Annotated in this window: 15 protein-coding genes; 9 read left to right on the top strand and 6 right to left on the bottom strand. The window is 56.4% G+C overall.

Annotation, left to right across the window (positions count from 1 at the left end; genetic code table 11):
- Positions 1-255 precede the first annotated feature (255 nt).
- The 4 genes from bcor_RS00950 to bcor_RS00935 all read right to left on the bottom strand — a co-directional run bounded on the left by bcor_RS00950 (position 256) and on the right by bcor_RS00935 (position 6,867).
- On the bottom strand, positions 256-2,634 hold the full coding sequence (locus bcor_RS00950; RefSeq protein ID WP_148303926.1) for a hypothetical protein: 2,379 nt from the start codon (positions 2,632-2,634) through the stop codon (positions 256-258).
- Positions 2,635-2,957: 323 nt separating this feature from the next.
- Positions 2,958-4,376, bottom strand: coding sequence for a DHA2 family efflux MFS transporter permease subunit (locus bcor_RS00945; RefSeq protein ID WP_033498181.1), 1,419 nt, complete (start codon positions 4,374-4,376; stop codon positions 2,958-2,960).
- A gap of 66 nt (positions 4,377-4,442) precedes the next feature.
- A complete protein-coding gene (locus tag bcor_RS00940; RefSeq protein ID WP_158332614.1) occupies positions 4,443-4,826 on the bottom strand; it encodes a MarR family winged helix-turn-helix transcriptional regulator in 384 nt (127 codons plus the stop codon).
- Positions 4,827-5,688: 862 nt separating this feature from the next.
- Positions 5,689-6,867 (bottom strand): MrcB family domain-containing protein, encoded by a 1,179-nt coding sequence (locus tag bcor_RS00935; protein ID WP_033498177.1) that lies wholly within the window; start codon positions 6,865-6,867, stop codon positions 5,689-5,691.
- A 530-nt stretch (positions 6,868-7,397) separates the two neighbouring features.
- Between bcor_RS00935 and bcor_RS00930 the strand changes: the two genes are divergently transcribed.
- The 5 genes from bcor_RS00930 to bcor_RS00910 all read left to right on the top strand — a co-directional run bounded on the left by bcor_RS00930 (position 7,398) and on the right by bcor_RS00910 (position 13,175).
- Complete coding sequence (locus tag bcor_RS00930) at positions 7,398-8,369, top strand: SIS domain-containing protein (RefSeq protein ID WP_202961034.1); 972 nt, start codon at positions 7,398-7,400, stop codon at positions 8,367-8,369.
- Between the two features lies 1 nt (position 8,370).
- Entirely contained in the window at positions 8,371-9,216 is an 846-nt protein-coding gene (locus bcor_RS00925; protein WP_033498173.1) for a PfkB family carbohydrate kinase, read from the top strand.
- A gap of 133 nt (positions 9,217-9,349) precedes the next feature.
- Positions 9,350-10,084, top strand: a complete 735-nt coding sequence (locus bcor_RS00920; RefSeq protein WP_202805348.1) for a GntR family transcriptional regulator — start codon at positions 9,350-9,352, stop codon at positions 10,082-10,084.
- 99 nt (positions 10,085-10,183) lie between these two features.
- Positions 10,184-11,689 (top strand): amidohydrolase family protein, encoded by a 1,506-nt coding sequence (locus bcor_RS00915; protein WP_051875573.1) that lies wholly within the window; start codon positions 10,184-10,186, stop codon positions 11,687-11,689.
- Between the two features lie 37 nt (positions 11,690-11,726).
- Positions 11,727-13,175 carry a YfcC family protein gene (locus tag bcor_RS00910; RefSeq protein ID WP_033491346.1) on the top strand — a complete coding sequence of 483 codons (1,449 nt, stop codon included), beginning with the start codon at positions 11,727-11,729 and terminating at the stop codon, positions 13,173-13,175.
- 203 nt (positions 13,176-13,378) lie between these two features.
- Here the strand turns inward: bcor_RS00910 and bcor_RS00905 are convergent, their stop codons facing one another.
- Positions 13,379-14,008: an NAD(P)-dependent oxidoreductase gene (locus tag bcor_RS00905; protein WP_033498239.1), complete on the bottom strand. Its 630-nt coding sequence runs from the start codon at positions 14,006-14,008 to the stop codon at positions 13,379-13,381.
- Positions 14,009-14,173: 165 nt separating this feature from the next.
- Here bcor_RS00905 and bcor_RS00900 point away from each other — a divergent pair, with 165 nt between their 5' ends.
- The 3 genes from bcor_RS00900 (at position 14,174) to bcor_RS00890 (ending at position 16,386) form a co-directional block, all read left to right on the top strand.
- On the top strand, positions 14,174-14,497 hold the full coding sequence (locus bcor_RS00900; RefSeq protein ID WP_033498171.1) for a winged helix-turn-helix transcriptional regulator: 324 nt from the start codon (positions 14,174-14,176) through the stop codon (positions 14,495-14,497).
- Positions 14,498-14,711: 214 nt separating this feature from the next.
- The gene (locus bcor_RS00895) at positions 14,712-15,947 is read left to right on the top strand and encodes a Na+/H+ antiporter NhaA (protein WP_051875572.1); all 1,236 of its coding nucleotides are present in this window, start codon (positions 14,712-14,714) and stop codon (positions 15,945-15,947) included.
- A gap of 52 nt (positions 15,948-15,999) precedes the next feature.
- On the top strand, positions 16,000-16,386 hold the full coding sequence (locus bcor_RS00890; RefSeq protein WP_033498159.1) for a TIGR02328 family protein: 387 nt from the start codon (positions 16,000-16,002) through the stop codon (positions 16,384-16,386).
- A 21-nt stretch (positions 16,387-16,407) separates the two neighbouring features.
- Here the strand turns inward: bcor_RS00890 and bcor_RS00885 are convergent, their stop codons facing one another.
- A complete protein-coding gene (locus tag bcor_RS00885) occupies positions 16,408-17,619 on the bottom strand; it encodes an MFS transporter (protein WP_033498158.1) in 1,212 nt (403 codons plus the stop codon).
- A gap of 153 nt (positions 17,620-17,772) precedes the next feature.
- Here bcor_RS00885 and bcor_RS00880 point away from each other — a divergent pair, with 153 nt between their 5' ends.
- On the top strand, positions 17,773-18,513 hold the full coding sequence (locus bcor_RS00880) for an SDR family oxidoreductase (RefSeq protein ID WP_033491331.1): 741 nt from the start codon (positions 17,773-17,775) through the stop codon (positions 18,511-18,513).
- The last annotated feature ends 60 nt before the right edge of the window (positions 18,514-18,573 follow it).

Raw genomic sequence — 18,573 nt, 5'->3', positions numbered from 1 at the left:
GTACGACCTCACCCGTTTTCGCCTGCCCCGCTTGGTTCCTTTGGAAGCTGTTGAATGTACCGAGTCGAATGGTGGGATAGGTGGCGCAATTTCGGCGGTAGCAAACTCACCACTAACGGGTCTGGCAGGACATGCCAGACAAGGATGCGCAGGTGGGCCAAGTGGCGAGGGCGGCGGCATTAAAAGGCGAGTATGGGGTTGCCCAGTGCCGTTCTCGAGCAGGCCAATCCGACGCCACCTCTTCCACTATTACGATCACCTTTGAATGATGTTTTGATTGATCAGTTTTAACAGTTCCTTTTCGCAGTTACGCATGTAACCCAAACTCTTCTTAAGACCGGAAAGCTCTTTCCTGGCTTCTTTCCTGTCGGCCTTATCTAAGTCCTTATCTTCAGAACGCATAGAGAGTACATCCTGCTGAATTTCCATCCGTTCAATCTGATCAAGCAAATCTTGTCGCATCCGATCAACCGTCTCTCGCTTCATATCAGCTCGAGCAAAATCGGATTGGCAAAATGTGAGGAGCTTCGAACACTCGTCGAGAGCAAACACACCTTTGGGATCAGTGAGAAGCGAAGCAACAGCAGTTACACCACTACCGCCAGCCAAACCCAACACTGCGCCACCACCAGCGATTAAGGCTGTGCCGCCTGCCATACCGAAACCTCCAGCAGCCAATGCACCACCGCCAACCGCAGCAAGGCTCGCACTGGTAAGAGCAGCACCAGATAGGCCCGCGACAGCCGATCCGGCGATAACCGGCGCTATGACTGGCGCTAATGTAAACGCCGCACCTCCCGTAGCAACCGCAACCGCAGCAGTTCCCGCAACACCAACGATTTTCCTGGTTCGGCTACCATCCAATAAGCCAGCATTCTTGTTTAGCGCCTTAGCGGTCTGCTGCACAGGGGATTTATCCAAATCGCCGCTTACATCACTCCATAGTTCTTCAAGAATCCTTGAATCAAATTTGAGGCGCCTGGTCCTCTTGTCCGAGGAGTCTGACGTTCCATCAGAATTCCCTGATTCCGTTTCAGCGCGATATGAGGCATACGGGACAAACCGTGCAAGTTCGATCAGAACCAGCGCTTTCCACGTGGTTCCGTCTCGCGCAACAAGTTCTTCGATTCTCTGCTTCACTTGCCCTCGATTTAGAAAATCGCAGTCCGCGGGCAGGTTTTCAGACCATCTGCCAAGCCATTCTTCTTTTTTACCTCGGTCTGTTGCCTTACTTCGATCTATGTCCTCATAAAGAGCCAGCCGTTCTATCGAAAACAGAACAGACAGGTGCTCCGGCTTCAATGAGAGCATTTCCATCGTTATCCGATCGGTCAGGTCATCGTCTTGCCGCCGCATCCCGTGATTCGCTCTTCGCTCCCGCACCACTTTGACATCCACACCTATAACAAAAACCAGACGAGTCACACCTACGTAGTTGACTCTCAGCAAGAACTCCTTGCCGGCAAGTACCTTGCCTCCCTTAAACCCAACCAAAGCAGCCCGAATAGCGGCATCCGCTAGATCCACCGCGGTAAAGGTAGCTGAGGCAATGGATACCATGCGAACGACTCTGGAGTTATTGAATGGGAGAATCCTACCCATGTCCAGCTGCGTCAAGTCGGTCAAAGAACGGACCTCATTGTTTTTCATCTCCAGATAAAGATGACGAAGAAAATAGCAGCATCGCGTCAGGCATTCATTCAGTAGCACTGGGAGCGTTTGGTTCCCCAGTTCATGCACAACACCGATTTCAGTTCGGAGGTTGAATCTACGAGGCACTTTACGACCTTCACCATCAACCTGCGCAAATAAGGTCCCATTGAACATCTTGGAAATGAATTTGCGTGTCCCCATGCCAGAATCCATGGCATTTTTAAACACGGGCAAGGCAGACAATTCCTTGATAATAGAGAGCAAAGGGCCAGGTATCCCCGTGCCCTGACCGGAATTCGAACTTGATCCCGCCATGTCTGACGCCATGTGCAGGAACCATTGCGCCGTGCCTAAGAACAGCTTTTCGCCGAGACTATCACCGATCAGCCCCTCCTCAAACCATTGCTCTTCCACCGGGACCGCTATGAAATCTCCGTACTGATCGGTGCCATATACCTTTCCGGTAACTTGCGTAAGTATCGAAAATACCAATCCCCCAAGGGAGAAGTGGTGAGAAAAGTCCCTGAGATGATGTTGCAAACCACCCCCAAATTCGGCCGTGTACTTATCCCCAACAAACGGATATTTCTCTTCTAGGAAATGAATCGCATCGCGCAGGGACTCTCCTCTAAAACCAGAATGCTGCCCTGCCACCCAAACCACGAATTCATTGACTTTCTTCAAACCCCACTTGTTCGCCCCGTCCAAAGAGAACTTGCCAACAAAAATCGAATCACATAAACCAGCAACCACTCCACAAGCTGCAGCTATCTTGTAATCAAGCTGCGCATCATCTTGTACATGGTCACTTGCAGCATCTTCTTCAATGGATTCCACATGGATTCCATCACCGAAATCTTCGGTCGCCTTGGCGGTGCTGATTCCAGCCTCTATACCTTTGTCCTTGGCAAGCTCCAGTGAATACTCAGCAGAGACCAAATCGCTACCGTGCCGTGGCGAAAGTTCCAACTCTCTTGTCATCCGCCCCTCCCCCTCCACAATATGCTCAGAAACAAAGCACTGTATCCAGAATAAAACAGCAACTGGAACGCATGCAAATAGCCGACCAGCGCCCCAGATGCGGCAGAACTCGATGGATGGAGGCGAACAAGGGCAATCAGCTAAAGACCGCCGTATGAGAGAGCTCACAGAAACCACCAGAGTCGAAAAGCACAGGCAGTAGCTACTCCGTTAAGCCCGCAAGCAATATGAACCTACAAGGAAGGTATTCAGTTACTATGACAGGCTCACCAACTTCGTGGCTTGCCGCTTCACATCGCCGAGCCACGATACGGGCGAGATCCCTATCTGGCCTCCGAAGTACGCGACTTGAGGAAGAACGAGGCACCTAGGCCGACTACTGCCACGATCGCCAGGAAGACGAAGGCCCACCGGTAGCCCTGCTCGAAAGCCTGAGCTGACATGGCCCCGCCGTGGCGTCCCCGCTCTACACCGATGGTAACAATCATCATGGCGGCGGCCGTGCCCAGCGATCCGCCGACCTGTCGGACAGTTGAGGCGGCAGCATTACCATGGGCTGCGAGGTCCGGAGGCAGAGCGTTGATGCCCTCAGTAAAAGTAGTCATCATGACCAGCGCGACACCTGCCAGGCGCAGAGCATAGCAACAGGCAATCACGATGAGGCTGGTAGCGGTTCCGAACCATATCATCGGTAGGGTGCCAACCAGCAACACCATGTACCCCAAAAGAGAGATTCTCCTCGCCCCAATCCTTTGATAAATCATCCCCGAAAGGGGGTTGAATATGCCCATGACGATGGCCCCCGGCAGCATGACCAGGCCCGAGGTAAGCGCGCTGGACCCACGCGTGTTCTGCAAATAAAGGGGAAGAACCAGCTCCACCCCGACCATGGCAATGTTGCTCAGAGTGCTCAGCAAGCTGGTCAGGTTGAAAGTGGCGTTCGTGAAGACCCGCAAATTCACCAGCGGGTACTCCAGATGCAGCTGGCGCCAGCAGAACACGACCACGACCAAGAGGCCGATCAAGAACAGTCCCAGATCAGGCACCGATGCTCCGCCCTTGTCTCCAATGGAGGAGAGGGCATAAAGAAGAAGCCCGAAACCCAGGCAGGAATATATTACGGAAGCCACGTCCAAGCGGGTTTTCACCCTGTCGTTGACCGTGTAGACCAGGAAGAACGACACCACCAGGATAGCGGCACTCATAATGGCAAGCAGGACGAACAGAGCCTTCCAGGACCAGTGCTCCAAAACAAACCCAGAAAGCGTGGGGCCCACCGTAGGTCCCAAAGCCACAACCAGCCCCACCACACCCAGGGCCACACCACGTTTCTCTGGCGGGAAAAGCAGCAAGACCACGTTCTGGATGAAAGGCATCAGTGATCCAGCGGCAACGGCCTGAATGATCCTACCCGTCAATAGCAGAGCAAAATGTCCACCGGAAAAGGTGCAGACCAAAGAGCCCATTAGAAAAGTCGCCATCATCACAATGAAGGCATGCTTAGACTGAAAGTTCGAGAAAACCCAGGCTGATACGGGGATCATTAGTCCCACTACAAGGAGATAAGAGGTGCTCAGCCACTGAGCGGTGGATTGGGAAACACGGAAATCCGCCATAATGGTCGGAAGCGCGTTGTTGAGGAAGGTCTCCGCCATCAAGGCAATGAAGGCCCCAGCCAGGAGCGTGCCCATCATCACGGAGCGATTACCCTCAGATCCGCCTTTGCTACCAACCTTGCCCATATCACATCCTCCATCCCCAACGGGACTCAATCCGAATACCTCTCCAGCCTGATTCAGTGAGGCAGTTCAGGATTCCATGTTTCCGATGATTCGTTCCAGGTAGTTGATTAACTGTCTGCTTTCCTGATCGCTGAATCCGTTCAAGGCCAACTCTCCCGTAGCCTGCAGCGCATGACAGACCTCAGTTCGACGGGCATTCAAATCCGCCCGCGCTCGGTCCGTGAGGTCCAGAACCATCTGACGCCTGTCATCAATCTGCGGCTCTGCAGTTAGCCATCCTGCTTTGACCAGCCGCTTGACGATTCCCCGGACCGTGGGATGGCTCAATCGGAATCTGTCAGACACGGCCTTCTGAGTCACTTCCAGGCCATCATGCTCATACAGGTAATAGACAATGACGAACTGAGGGCCTGTCAACTCGGGGAAGATGCCCCGCACAGATTCATTCATTTGCTTTTCCAGCAAGGTATTGGCTATCTTGACCAGCCCCTCCGGCCGTTGCTCAGACAATTCCGGCTTCATCTTCCCGCCCTTCAAAAGTATAGCTTGCTACATTATTAGAGAAACCGATCTCGTTGTCAAGGCAAGGGCCTCCGCCAGGATAAACACTCACAAGCGCCTGCATATGCAGCCAACCGGTCGGAACCCTTCAGGAAAGAGACCGCGCCAATGCCGTCCAAGCAGCGGCGTTTCACCAACACCCAAGATATGCGAAGGGCTCGGAAGGAATCACGCCAGCGGAAAGAGGGTCTACTTGACTGAGGAAACTGCCCGACGTCACCGAGAAGACAGATGAACCAGTGAATATGCTCTCGAGGGTATGCACCACAGAATCTATCAAGGAATCAACATCCGGAATAATCACCGAACAGCAGGATACGGCAGGCCATCTTTTGTTTGTATTAACGGACCACTGCAGACATGCCGGAGTGGGGGAGAATAACCTTTTAAAAGAGCAAAGCAGGTCCATCAGCTAACACTTCGACAGCCTTTCCCAGTGCGATGAGAGACCAGCTACTTTAGGCGAATCGGACCGCGATACAACCCAACATTTATCTCTAAAATCAATGACCTCGGCAACAAGAGCCTGAGCCGCCACAAGGACCACTGACAACTCTGACCCGCTATCCGGAAAGGTGGAACCACCTGATTGCCTTGTACGGAAGCAGTATTTGTTCGGCACAATATCGCAACAAACGCTCTTTTCCACAGCCACAACCGTCCACATGCTCGGATTTCGAGACTTACGTGACCACCGTTCTACGCTAAGCAAACGCCGAGTTTGATCTTCATAGACAGCGCCTCGACCCGGTCACAGAACTTCAACCAGATAACTGCTCGGCGTTAGATGGAGCTCCGCTACTTCAGTTCCCGTGACTTTGTAATACCCAGGCTTCTTACTGTTGAGGCCGAATAGTCGTAAGAGCATAAACTGCTCTCCATCCGCTTTAGCCTGCTCAATTTCGTTAGAAGATATGAAAAACTGGGCGTGTTTGCTTATCTCTGCAGTAGCTTTCACTTCCACGTGAAGCTCGGCCTCGAGTGTACCGCCTGTCACTCGTATGTCGTAGCCAAGCGAATCGTCCTCCTCCGAGACCCGCTCCACCTTGCTTGAGGGATACCACTGCTGAAGCAGCTCAACCGCTGCAGCTTCTCCCCTGTTCCCTATTGCTATATTGCGCTTCTGGTTAAGCACATAGTCAGGTTTAAAAGGTCTATGATTGCCGCTTTGAACTTTCCGCGCGTGCTCTCGCGAACCAGGAAACTCAACCTCTTTGAAATCGCTTACAGAAGCCTTGGCCGGCAAGCTGTGCAATATAGTCGTCAGACTTTTGTCGGTTGTGCGCACTTCCTCAATTGCATCTTCATAAGCCCCGAGAGGGTCAGCTTCGGCACTTCCCTTAAAGATATCCACCATGCCGGCATAAAGCTTCAGCATGTTCTCCAGATCCGCCACCAGGTGGGCTTCATCAGGTAGCGAATCAGCCGGATAGTACATCCCAAAGATATGGCCTTGCTCGTACCCTCTTGGACGATCGCTATTACGCCCCGAAAGGGCTAAATCAATTGAAGCGCGAATATCGGCTGAAACAATCCCCTTACGCTCGAGCGCAGACCGAACCCGCTCGGACATTTTCTGAATATTCTCTCTGCCTATCGCGGCACCGCCTTGACGACTAAAGGGTTCCCACGCTTGGTTCAAAGATAAATAAACACCAGTCATATCAGTTTTAAATAGATATACAAGGTAGTACCCCCTCCCGGCTCTATTTGTGATTCGAGGATCGAATATGCCGAACCACGGAACTTGGGCCTTGCGCCCGATACCCGCTGATCCTTTAACCAGATAGTCGGCATATGACGAAGGAAGACCAGCAAGAATCATCTTGGGGAAGGTACCTCGTATTTCATCAGCAATATCACTTGTCAGACTCCCGGAGAGATACCGACTCAGCACCTCAGAAAGGGCATGCCTTATCCCCATCTCCATCTAATGCTCCTTCGCTCTCGCAGACCAATCGATGTGCGGCCCAGTGCACTTATCGTACAACTAGAGCAATATCCGATAAGCCCTAAGACAGGCTGAGCCGATAACCTTAGAAAGAACAGTGCCGCTAAAGCACAGCAATTCTGCAGGATTACGCTTCCCGCAGCTGGCGTATAGACGCAAACAAATGAGGTTCGCTTCCCATAAAGGTCAGAACGTCAATCGCACTTCCAAGCCTTTAAAGCAAAAGCGTTGCAATTAGTGCCAAAACTAGTCACACGCTGTCTGTGCACTCCCAGCGGAGAACCATGACGACCACCCTGAGATACATCATATAGATTCCACGACAAGGACAATGACTTTAGTCAATCCGGGCAGATTTACCATGGAAGACCAATGCCTGGTTCAATGCATCAAGGCGCACAAGCCCCAACCATCCCCACTGACGACACCCAAGTGGACAAGCCGAGTCATACTCGTTATACTCACACCATAACGTTATATAACGTTATGTGATGAACAAGGAGGTTATCATGCAGGATATTACCGATGTGTCCAAGCGTCTGGTCCAGCACAACAAGGGCAAAATCACCGAGGTCTATTTCGTGGCCTGCGGCGGTTCACTGGTCGATATGTATGTGTCGGACTATTTCATCCGCAGCGAGTCCACAACCATTACCAGCGGGTGGTACACAGCCAACGAATTCGTCCACGCCACCCCCAAGCGCCTCGGCAAGAACTCCGTCGTGATCGCTTGCTCCCACGGCGGCAATACACCCGAGACGGTCGAGGCCGCCAGGATTGCGAAAGCAGCCGGGGCGCAGACGGTCGGACTCACATACAACGACAAGGCCGACCTGCTCGCCGTTTCGGACTATAGCTTCCTCTACGAGTGGGGCGATGAAACCCGCGTCCACAACAACCCCATGGCAATCATGCTGGAACTGACTGTCGGCATGGTAAACGAATTGGAAGGTTACGATCACTACAACACCTTTATGGAAGGCATGAAGCTGATCGATACCATCGTGGCATCCGCGGAAAAGCAGGTCGAGCCCAGGGCCAAGGCCTTCGCCGACGCCTACAAGGACGAGGAGATGTTCTACGTGATGGCCTCCGGAGCATCCTACGGCCACGCATACGGGTTCTCGATTTGCTCCTTGATGGAGATGCAGTGGCTGGATGCAACGGCCGTGCACACCGGCGAGTTCTTCCACGGCCCACTGGAGATCACCGACGAAAACACCCCCTTCATCCTAGCGATGGGTCTTGGACGTACCCGCGAGCTGGACGAGCGAGTGCTGAAGTTCCTCAAGCGGTATGCCAAGAAGATCGAGGTCGTCGACGCAAAGGAACTCGGACTGGACATGATTGACGACTCGGTCAGCGAGTACTTCAATCCCGTGCTCTTCTACAGCGTGCTCAGCAAGTACCGCTATGCCCTGTCCAAGGTCCACAACCATGACCTGGACGTGCGGAGGTATATGGGCAAGGTGGAGTACTGATATGCCGGGCCATATTCCTCACGAGGACACAAAGGTCATCGGCCTGGGAGACCAGGTTGTTGACCAGTACGTCAACAAGAACGTCATGTATCCCGGTGGCAACGCCCTGAATTTCGCGGCATTCGCCAAGAAGCTGGGGTACGAGGCGGCATTCATGGGGGTATTCGGCGATGATCGTCAGGCCCGGCTGGTCGAATCCAGTATTGACGACCTGGGGATAGACCGCAGTCACAGCGTGGTACGCCACGGTGAGAACGGCTGTGCCAAGGTCAACATCATCGATGGCGACCGCGTTTTCATTGGAAGCAATGAAGGCGGCATCGCGGGACAGGAGCCCCTGCAACTGGACGAGGGCGATCTGGATTACCTGCGGGGGTTCGGCCTCATCCACATGGGAGTATGGGGAAACGCCAATCATCTGCTGCCCCAGGTCAGCAGACTGGGCATTCCGATCTCCTATGACTTCTCCGACGAGTTCGACAACGCCATGGTTGATGCCGCAATCGGGTACGTGCAGTATGGCTTCTTCTCGGTCAGTGGGATGGAAACCAATCAGGTGGAGGTGTTGCTCAAGCACCTCTTCACGGAGCCCAACAGGGCCCTGATCGCCACACGAGGTTCCCAGTCCACGGTGGTCTATGACGGCCAGAACTTCCATGAACTGGCACCCCATGTCGTGGAAGCCGTTGACACCATGGCGGCCGGAGACTCGTTCCTGACCGCCTTCCTGCTGAATCACGTTGTGCAAGGGCGCGGTTTGGACGAGAGCCTGGTCGCAGGCCAGGACTTTGCAGCAGAGGCGGTGCAGTTGAATGGCTCTTTCGGATATGGCGCACCCATCAGGTAGCCATATCACCATCCAGGTCCAGGCAGTTCGGATCGGGATGTAATCGGATATAGATATGAACCCGGGCAGCAAGGATCAACCGAACCTTGTAAGAGCGGTATGTCAGCCTCGATGAGGTAGCATACTGTGTTACATGACCGATAGGGAGAACCTGATGCTCAAGGGCGATACGCAGATACCGAAGTACGCTCAGATCAAGGCGCTCCTGCTCTCCGAAATTCGGTCCGGCCAATTGGCCCCCGGTGAGAAGATCCCTACTGAGCCCCAGTTGTGCGAACAATTCGGCGTATCCCGTATCACCGTTCGTCGTGCCATTGAGGAACTGGTGGACGATGGTTATCTTCTCAAGAAGCAGGGGAAGGGCACCTTCGTCAGAACCCACAAAATCGACCGGAGAGTCGAATACGTCATGGGATTTACAGAGAGCCTGACCAAGGCCGGCTACAAGCCATCAAGCAAGGTGCTCGAATGCCGTCTGATCCATGCCGAACAGTGGATTACCGAGCAACTTGGCGACCAGCCGTCCGAGGATGTGGTCTATCTGAAGCGGTTGCGGATGGCCGACAACCAACCGGTCATGGAAGAGAACAACTACTTCCCTGCCGATAGGTTCGCCTTCCTCATGCACGAGGATCTGTCAGGGTCCCTCTATGACCTGCTTGAGAGGAAGCACGGAATCCGGCCCATCAATCCCAAGACGACAAGGCTTGGTATGACCTTGGCCGATGCCCGGCTGGCCAAGGAGATGAAGGTGGTCATAGGCACTCCCTGCTTTGAGGTTCATACACTTATCTGCGATCAGGATGACCGACCGGTTCATGTTGGTCATCAGTTTTATCTTGGGGAGTTCTATACCTTCAGCCTCTAACAAGGTGGTCGGCTGAACCCGGAACGCGCATCCTCTTGCCATCTCATAAGGGCAAGTGCGCCCAAAGGACTCCCCAAGTCCTGACGATAAGGACAGACAATGAGGACTGTTGTAAGGTCCCGTCATATCTTTGACGGGATTTCCCCGCACCTCTTCAAGGGGTTTGTGGAGTTTGAAGGATCGACCATCACCAAGGTTGGTCGCGACTGGAATCACGAAGATCCTGGACCCGATTGCCAGGTGCTCGAATATGACGAGTGCCTGGTCATGCCGGGCCTTCACGACAACCATGTTTTCTTCTCCGGATGGATGGCGGCAAACGCCGGCCTGGATCTGTCATCCGCGGATTCCGAAGAGGAGGCCGCACTTCTCTTGGCCAAGGAGCACAGGGAGAATCCGACAAGACCCATATACGCCCATGGATGGAATCGGCAGCTATGGGGCCAAGACCCCGAGCGGGACAGTCTGGATGACATCAGCGACCAGACCCCGATAGTGGCCATCGACTCACTACGCAGCCGTTACTGGATGAATACAGCGGCGGTTCGGCGGTATGGATTCTTCGAGGACCAGCTTGGGGCAGAGGACCGGGCCCTGCTGATCAAAGAGATGACCGGTGACCGAGAGCTGGTTCGGGCTTCATGGAGACGATTCGAGCAATTGCTCCTCGAAAGAGGAGTGGTTTCCTGCAAGGACATCGTTTTCGACGACACAGGCGTACATGGCTGGCTGGCCGATAAGCGCCTGAAGGCCGATCTCTACATAGAGCCCGTAAGGGAGCAGGTAACCGGAGCAAGGCTGAAGCAGATCGCCACACAACCGCTGGGTTCCAAGACCAGGCTACGCGGAGTCAAGCTCATGGTCGACGGAGTCGTCGCTGACAGAACCGCGGATATTCACGGTCGCTATGCCTCCGGTGAGCCCACCCCACAAGTTGATTACCGAGAACTGGAACATCGCGTCGAAGACATCGCAGGCAGCGGGTTTTCCTGTTGCATGACCGCCGAGGGCGACAGGGCCATAGAGGAATCCGCTCGGATACTGTCCTCTGCGGCCGCGCCGGGATTGCACCACTCCATCAGCGACTTGGAGATGATCAATGATCGGGCAGCCGGCGTAATGGCCCAGGCAGGCATCACAGCCGAGTTATATCCGCAGATATTGGGCTTGAACCCATCCGCCCAGGATGCCTACATGCCAAACACCATTGCCGACGATGACGGCAGTGATTTCTTCCATTACAGCAGTCTGACGACGCCTGGGCTGAATCTGACATGCGGCACGGACTGCCCCCTCTTCCTGCCGAGCCTTCCCGAATCCATCCTGCGGGCCAGTCTGCGGGAATTCGACAAGGGAGGCGAGCAGTGGTTCCCCCAGTACGCCCTCCCGGCAATGGCTGTATTGTCCGCCTGGACCAATGATGGTCACTCCAACCGGAATGACCCTGATCCGGATTCACCCGATGCATCCCCGAGTCTGCGACCCGGACAGAGAGCCACCATGGCCATCTTCGACAGGGATCTGGTCCATGCCGACGCGCAGGGCCTGCGCGAGGCCCGGGTGGCAGCCACCTACGTCGATGGACAACCCGCCTACGAGGCCTGACCCGCATTACCCGTATACCCCAAGAAATGAGACAATCATGTCCACAACCAAGAAACGCAAGTCATTTACATTCCCCCATAGCTACGCCCTGCTGTTCTTCATGGTCATTCTGGCCGCAGCATCGACCTGGTTGATTCCGAGCGGCCAGTTCGATTCCAAAAAACAGATGGTGGACGGCACGGAGAGGACCGTCATCCTTCCCGGGACCTTCCATGAAATCGGCAAGATCAGCGACGGCCTGGACCACCGTCAGGGTCTGGCCGCCATCCTGGAAGCACCCGGCAACGGAATCATCCAGGCCGTGGAGGTCATCTCCTTCGTGCTCATCCTGGGAGGAGCCTTCGGCATCATCCTCAAAACCGGTGCCATCGACCGGGGTCTCAGGGCACTGGCCGACTCTTTGGGGGCCAAGGGCATCCTGGTCATCCCGATGATGATGCTCCTTGTCAGCCTCGGCGGCTCAACCTACGGCATGAGCGAGGAACTGATTCCCCTGTTCATCATCTTCATCACGTTCATGCTGACAATGGGGTTTGACTCCATGACGGCCATACTGACTCTTTTCCTGGCCAGCCAGGTCGGGTATATCGGTTCAACCATCAACCCCTTCAACGTGCTGATAGCCCAAGGCATCGGCGAAGTGCACGGGAATCCCCTGCTGATGTGGCGTATCGTCTGCTGGGCCATCTTCACCCTGATAGCCGTTGCCTTCACCATGCGGTACGCCTACCGGGTTCGCAAGACTCCCGAATCCTCAATCGTCTATGACAGCGACCAGCGTCTGCGCGCCCGACTGCTTTCCGGAAATGAGGGCGCGAACGGCAAGGACGAAACCGGCAAGACCGACACCTTCACCACTCGCGACAAGATCATCATCGGCATTTTTGTCCTCGGATTGGCCGTGATGGTATACGGCATCCTGGCCCTGGGCTGGTATATGACCGAAATCGGCGCCCTCTTCCTCGCCGTGGGCCTCATTATCGGGATTGTGGCGCGTTTCTCGCTCAATCAGATATGCGAGAGCTTCGTAAGCGGATGCGGGGACTTTGTCTATGCAGCGGTAATCATCGGTCTGGCCCGCAGCATCCTGGTCATTCTCCAGGACGGCATGATCATCGATACCATCCTGAACTGGCTGGTGGGACTGCTGGGCAATCTGCCCAAGGGTCTCTTCACCACCATTCTGCTTGCCGTCCAGTCGATACTGACCCTGTTCGTCCCCTCATCCTCCGGCTCCGCAGCCTTGACCATGCCTGTCATGGGTCCCCTGGCCGATCTGGTCCATATCAACCGTGACGTGATTGTGCTGAGCAACCAGTTCGGCAACGGCCTGATGAACATCATCAACCCGACCGGCGGCGTGCTTCTGGCCGGGCTGTCCGTGGCCGGGATCAGCTTCGGTAAGTGGCTGAAGGTCGGCGGGAAGATATTCGCCATTCTGTTCGTTGCGGCAGCCATCCTGCTTTGGGTGGCCACGCTCCTCTGACACCGGAGCCGGCCGCGCAGTACAGACCGGAAAACACCGGGCCGCACTCCTGCCTTTCGGGTGAATCGAATTGCAGGAGTGCGGCCCCGTTGTCATTCATGACGCTATCGGTCTATGCGCCAGGCTTTTCACCGGCTGTCCGTAACGGGCCTGTTCAATCCCCCCTGGCAGAGCAGGCCCGATTCGGGCTTTCCGCACGACGATTACTTGGCGTAAACGGAAATACGCTCACCGACATGCTTGCCGGATTCGGCCTCGTCCACCATGGCGATTGCATAGTCGGCATAGCTGATGAAGCTCTGACCCTCCGCATTGGTGGTCAGCTCCTCCCCGGCCAGCCCGTAGGAGCCGGTACGCTCACCCTCGGCTTGGAAGTCGGCGGCCGGGCTGACATAGGTCCAGCGCACATCGGAACGGGTGCGCAGGTGGGCCAAGGCCTTGCCATGGGCACTGGAGACCGGCTTGTGCGCATCGAGGAAGTCCGGGGTATCCTCAAGGGCCAAGGTGTGGTCCTTGTTGACGAAGAGGCTCCCGGCGCCACCGACCACAAGCAACCGGGTATCCGTTCCCGACAACAGGTCAGCCAGATGCTTGGCCGCATCGGCGATGTAATGCAGGGTATCCGGGGTCCAGGCTCCCGCCGCATCCACCACCACATCGAATCCGGCAAGGTCGGCCGCCGTCAGGTCGAACAGATCCTTGATGATGGCGTGCTGAGCATCGGTCTTGTTGTCGCTGCGCACCACCGCCGTCACTTCATGGCCGCGCTTCACTGCCTCTTCGACAATGAGCCGGCCCGCCTTACCATTTGCCGCAACTACTGCAATCTTCATCATGTGTCCTTTCGTTCAACTTTTTGGAGGTCACTCCGTTTTCCTTGTCGTGATGTACCCTATTACCATACGGATGAAGAAGATAGTAGGCATAAAGAAGTTCCATAGTTACCAAAAGGGAACGTTTGTGGAATTTCATGGTGTTCTGGAATGGAGATTCCTCTGATGCAGGATGAACTACCGGCGTGTCCCGTCGAAACGACACTGTTGCTGATTTCCGATAAGTGGAAGGTCCTGATATTGCGGGATCTGCTGGGCGGGACACTACGTTTTGGAGAGCTGCGCCGCTCCCTGGGCAGCGTCTCGCAGAAGGTGCTCACCGCAAATCTGCGCCAGATGGAGCGCGATGGCCTGGTACATCGCAAGGTATACCCGGAAGTTCCTCCGCGCGTGGAGTACTCCCTGACGGAAACAGGAAAAAGTCTCAGGCCGGTCATCGAAGCCATGCGCGATTGGGGTAGCAACTACCAGGCCGAACGCGCTGCCTGACACTCCCTCTCGACGGCATATAGGCTCAGCCAACCCCACTCCAACGGTTTCCCCTTACCGCGCACGTTACCCCCCCCCCCCCCCGCCCCTGCCGGAACTCCTGTATTCAGGCTCCCTGGTATTCTGCCTATCGGGAGTCCCCAATAGGATTCATGCCGGGAAGACTGGTCGGCGAAACAGACAACATACATCTCTCAGAAGGACCAACGACCGTATGTTTGCGCGCCAGACCAACCCACTCAAGCCTATTCGACACCTCGTCACCAAAACCTGGCTGCACCTATGCAACACCGCCCAGAACGACCGCAGCACCGCCTTGCTCATGGTATCGGCTGCCATCCTGGGACTTGTTGGGGCCAACTTACCGGCCACTCTCGATACCTATCAGGCGATTTCCACATGGGTTCCCCTGCATGCCCTGGACCACCTCATACCGGGTCTGGACCTGACCGTCAAAGAATGGGTGCAGGACGGCATGTTGACCCTGTTCTTTCTGGTCATCGGCCTGGACCTCCGGCAGGAGATGTCGACGGGAACACTGCGCAACCCACGCCAGGCCCTGACCCCGATGCTTGCGGCAATCGGAGGGGTGATCGCCCCCATTGGCATATACTGGGCCATCAACCACTCCGACCCCACAGGACTACGGGGCTGGGCCATACCGACTGCAACAGATGTGGCCTTCTCCCTGACGGCCCTGCGGATACTCGCCCCCGGCACCGGTGCAGGACGCCAGTCATTCCTCATGACCCTGGCCGTATTCGACGACATCATCGGCGTACTGCTGATTGCCGTAGGCTATTCACACCTTTCTCAGCCCTGGATGCTGCTTCCCGCCATGCTCTGTCTGGGCGGCTGGTATCTGCTTATGCGGATGAGGCGAGCCCTCCGCCCAATCGCCCTACTCGCCGCCCTGGGCGCCTGGTACGGGTTTCTTCGTGCAGGGATTCATCCGGTCCTGTCAGGCGTGGCTCTCGGGCTGCTCACCCCGGGCAGGCCTTCGCTTCAGGGCAAGGAATCGAGAGCGGAGAGCCTGAGCAGGAATCTCACCCCCCTATCCGCGCTGCTGGCACTGCCCTTGTTCGCCTTCTTATCCATGGGAATACCTCTGCGCGACTTCAGCCCCACCTGGTTGACGAGTCCCATTTTCCTGGGGATTACCATCGGGTTGGCATTAGGCAAACCATTGGGGATCATGTCCGTGGTTCTGGTCTGCTCGCGGCTGGGACTGAGGCTCCCCTCCGGAATCCGTACGGTTGACCTGGGCGCAGTGGCCCAGTTGTGCGGGATTGGGTTCACAATGTCCTTCCTGATCGCCGACCTTGCTTACTCCGGCACAAGTCACATCAGCATGGCCCTTGTGGCGGTCCTGGCCGGATCCGCACTCTCCTTCCTTCTGGCTGCCGTCACCATCGCCTTCACGAAAAGAGAGACCACCAGCCGCGGTTGAAGACTATGCTTGGGAAACCACGAGGAGTGACGGTCCAGGATCGGGGGCAGGTATGCGGCTGTGGCATCAGGACCTGATTGGGGCACTGCCTCGGCAACAGCTCCTGGGGCAGCATAGGGAAATCACCGCCCTCAGGGGGCTCGGCTGGGGCCGCAGGCATGCCACCGTGGATTACGTCTTCTCCCACTCGCCATACAAGCTCTATCAATTCCACATCCTGGTCATGGATGAGATGGCGACCAGGGGGCATCATCCGGATCCGGACTGGCGCGATCCCCTCTATCGCGGCAGGCACTGCGACCCCTATGAACATCTGGAGGCCATCCGACTCACCTCGCCAATCTATCCGGAGCACGATGAGGCCTATCTGGAGGAGTGCCTGGAAAACCTCATAGGCAAGGGCATCATCATCAGCCCGGACAACCTTCACGCAGCATAAGGCCGTCTCGACAACAGGCGGTCAGCCTTTTCTGCTGACCGGCCTGACCAGCAGGGTGACCAGAACCAGGACCAGCGCCAGGGGCAGGAGGGCGGGCCGGACACCGGTATGGTCGGCCAGGAAGCCGATGGCGGGCGGGATGATCCAGGAAACCCCGTAATAGGCGGTCGAGATGACCGAGGCCCGTTGGGCCGCCATGGACGGGTCCCGTGTAGCCAGGGTGGTGACGATGGGGACGCCCAGGGCCGCACCGATGCCCCAGATGCAGGTCCCCACGAGGGAGACCACCAGGACCGGCGAAAGGGAGTAGACCAGGATGCCCAGAGCCGAAACCACAAGGGTCAGATAGAGACTGACCGTGTTGCCCAGACGCTCGACAACCCAGGGACCCAGCATCCTGGAGACGATCATCGCGGCCGCAAAGACCGTTGGAGCCAGGTTGGCCATGGATTCCGGCGCGCTGAAGGAATCGACCAATCCGATGCTGCTCCAGTCATTGACGGCACCTTCGCTGGCCTCCAGGGCCACATTGATCAGTGCCAGCATCAGCACCAGGGAGTCCCCCCAGGCCGCCATCTGCTTGCGCATGGGGCTGCGGTCGTCGCCGGCGCAATCAGCACCTGAACCTTCGACGGGGCCGGTGTCATCGCCCTGGGGATCGGCCGGGCAAATAAAAAGACAGCAGGCCATCAGACCCAGGGTCACCAGAGCATTAGCCGCCAGGTGGACCTCGACCGGTATGCCCAGGTGGGAAATCAGAGAACCCAACCCCAAGGCCAGGAACATGCCGAGGCTGTAGGAGGCATGGAACCTGGCCATGACCGAGTGCTCGGCGTTGCGCTCAACGGCTCCGGCCTCGACGGTGTTGACCGTTCCCCAGAGACTGATTCCCGCCGAATTGAAGAGAAGTCCCAAGACCACGCCAGGCAGCGAGAGCCGCCAAATGGCAAACGAGGCCACCAGCATGCCCAGGCACCAGGTAGAAGCACCCAGAAGCATGGCACGACGCACACCCAGGCGGTTGGTCAGAACGCCGGAAACCACCATGCCCACCAGGGCGCCGCACCCGCCAAGGATGGTCATCAAAGCCAGGGAGGAGGGCTGCAACCCCAGTATCTCCTTGACCGAAGGCAGACGGGAGAACCAGGCAGAGGTTCCCGTCCCCATGAAGATGAAGAACCCGAAGGTGGCCAGACGTTCGCGCACATTGCGCCGACCGGTATTGACAGCCATCGAATCCTCTCTTTCCTCTTCTCCCCAGCGAGCCGTTTCCATCCTCACACCCTATGGGGACCACGGCGGGACCCGCACGAATCTATCCGTGCAGGCCCGACCATCTTTCTGTACACTTAGGACCGTCAGTTCGTTCTATCAAAGGAGAGTAGTATGACTGATCGTCTCAATGGCAAGGTTGCCATCATCACCGGCGGAACCGGCGGAATCGGACTGGGTGTGGCTGAGTGCTTCGTACGGGAGGGAGCCAAGGTGGCCCTGACCGACATCAAGGAGAGCGACGCATCCAGGGAATTCATGGACAAGTACCATGACCAGGTCATGTTCACCCCCCTGGACGTGACCGACGAAGACCAGTGGATCGAGGCCATCGACAAGGTCCAGGCCGAACTCGGCGAGCTGACCACCGTGGTCAACAATGCAGGCATCGGCGGCAGCGGTGCCACTCTGGATCAGGAGAAGTACGAGGACTGGAAGAAGGTCATCGACATCAATCTGAACGGCACCTTCCTAGGCACCAAGCACGGCATGCGGGTGATGAAGGGCCGCGGCGGCTCCATCATCAACATCTCCTCCATCGAGGGATTCGTGGGCCTGAGCGGGGCCGGTGCCTACAACGCCAGCAAGGGCGGCACCAGGATCCTGACCAAGTCGGCGGCCCTGGACTCGGCCAACAACGACTATAAGGTCCGAATCAACTCGGTCCACCCCGGCTTCATCAAGACACCGTTGATCAGCCAGGACCTTGAGGATCGTATGAGCAAGCTGACCCCCCTGGGGCACATCGGCGAACCCCGCGACATCGGCGAGATCTGCGTCTACCTGGCCGCGGATGAGTCCAAGTTCGCCCTGGGCTCCGAGTTCGTGGTCGACGGCGGATTCATCGCCCAGTGATTCGACCGCCCGGGGGCCGGATCGGCTCCCGGGCACCTAACCCGACCAGAGACGCCATCC

It is taken from the genome of Bifidobacterium coryneforme (assembly GCF_000737865.1).
Classification (GTDB): domain Bacteria; phylum Actinomycetota; class Actinomycetes; order Actinomycetales; family Bifidobacteriaceae; genus Bombiscardovia; species Bombiscardovia coryneformis.
The sequence above is the reverse complement of the archived record's forward strand: the minus strand, read 5'-3'. Positions and strand labels throughout refer to the sequence as shown.

Coding starts and splice junctions, on each gene's coding strand:
- bcor_RS00950 (WP_148303926.1), bottom strand. CDS start 2,634: ATGACAAGAGAGTTGGAACTTTCGCCACGGCACGGTAGCGATTTGGTC.
- bcor_RS00945 (WP_033498181.1), bottom strand. CDS start 4,376: ATGGGCAAGGTTGGTAGCAAAGGCGGATCTGAGGGTAATCGCTCCGTG.
- bcor_RS00940 (WP_158332614.1), bottom strand. CDS start 4,826: ATGAATGAATCTGTGCGGGGCATCTTCCCCGAGTTGACAGGCCCTCAG.
- bcor_RS00935 (WP_033498177.1), bottom strand. CDS start 6,867: ATGGAGATGGGGATAAGGCATGCCCTTTCTGAGGTGCTGAGTCGGTAT.
- bcor_RS00930 (WP_202961034.1), top strand. CDS start 7,398: ATGCAGGATATTACCGATGTGTCCAAGCGTCTGGTCCAGCACAACAAG.
- bcor_RS00925 (WP_033498173.1), top strand. CDS start 8,371: ATGCCGGGCCATATTCCTCACGAGGACACAAAGGTCATCGGCCTGGGA.
- bcor_RS00920 (WP_202805348.1), top strand. CDS start 9,350: ATGACCGATAGGGAGAACCTGATGCTCAAGGGCGATACGCAGATACCG.
- bcor_RS00915 (WP_051875573.1), top strand. CDS start 10,184: ATGAGGACTGTTGTAAGGTCCCGTCATATCTTTGACGGGATTTCCCCG.
- bcor_RS00910 (WP_033491346.1), top strand. CDS start 11,727: ATGTCCACAACCAAGAAACGCAAGTCATTTACATTCCCCCATAGCTAC.
- bcor_RS00905 (WP_033498239.1), bottom strand. CDS start 14,008: ATGAAGATTGCAGTAGTTGCGGCAAATGGTAAGGCGGGCCGGCTCATT.
- bcor_RS00900 (WP_033498171.1), top strand. CDS start 14,174: ATGCAGGATGAACTACCGGCGTGTCCCGTCGAAACGACACTGTTGCTG.
- bcor_RS00895 (WP_051875572.1), top strand. CDS start 14,712: ATGTTTGCGCGCCAGACCAACCCACTCAAGCCTATTCGACACCTCGTC.
- bcor_RS00890 (WP_033498159.1), top strand. CDS start 16,000: ATGCGGCTGTGGCATCAGGACCTGATTGGGGCACTGCCTCGGCAACAG.
- bcor_RS00885 (WP_033498158.1), bottom strand. CDS start 17,619: ATGGCTGTCAATACCGGTCGGCGCAATGTGCGCGAACGTCTGGCCACC.
- bcor_RS00880 (WP_033491331.1), top strand. CDS start 17,773: ATGACTGATCGTCTCAATGGCAAGGTTGCCATCATCACCGGCGGAACC.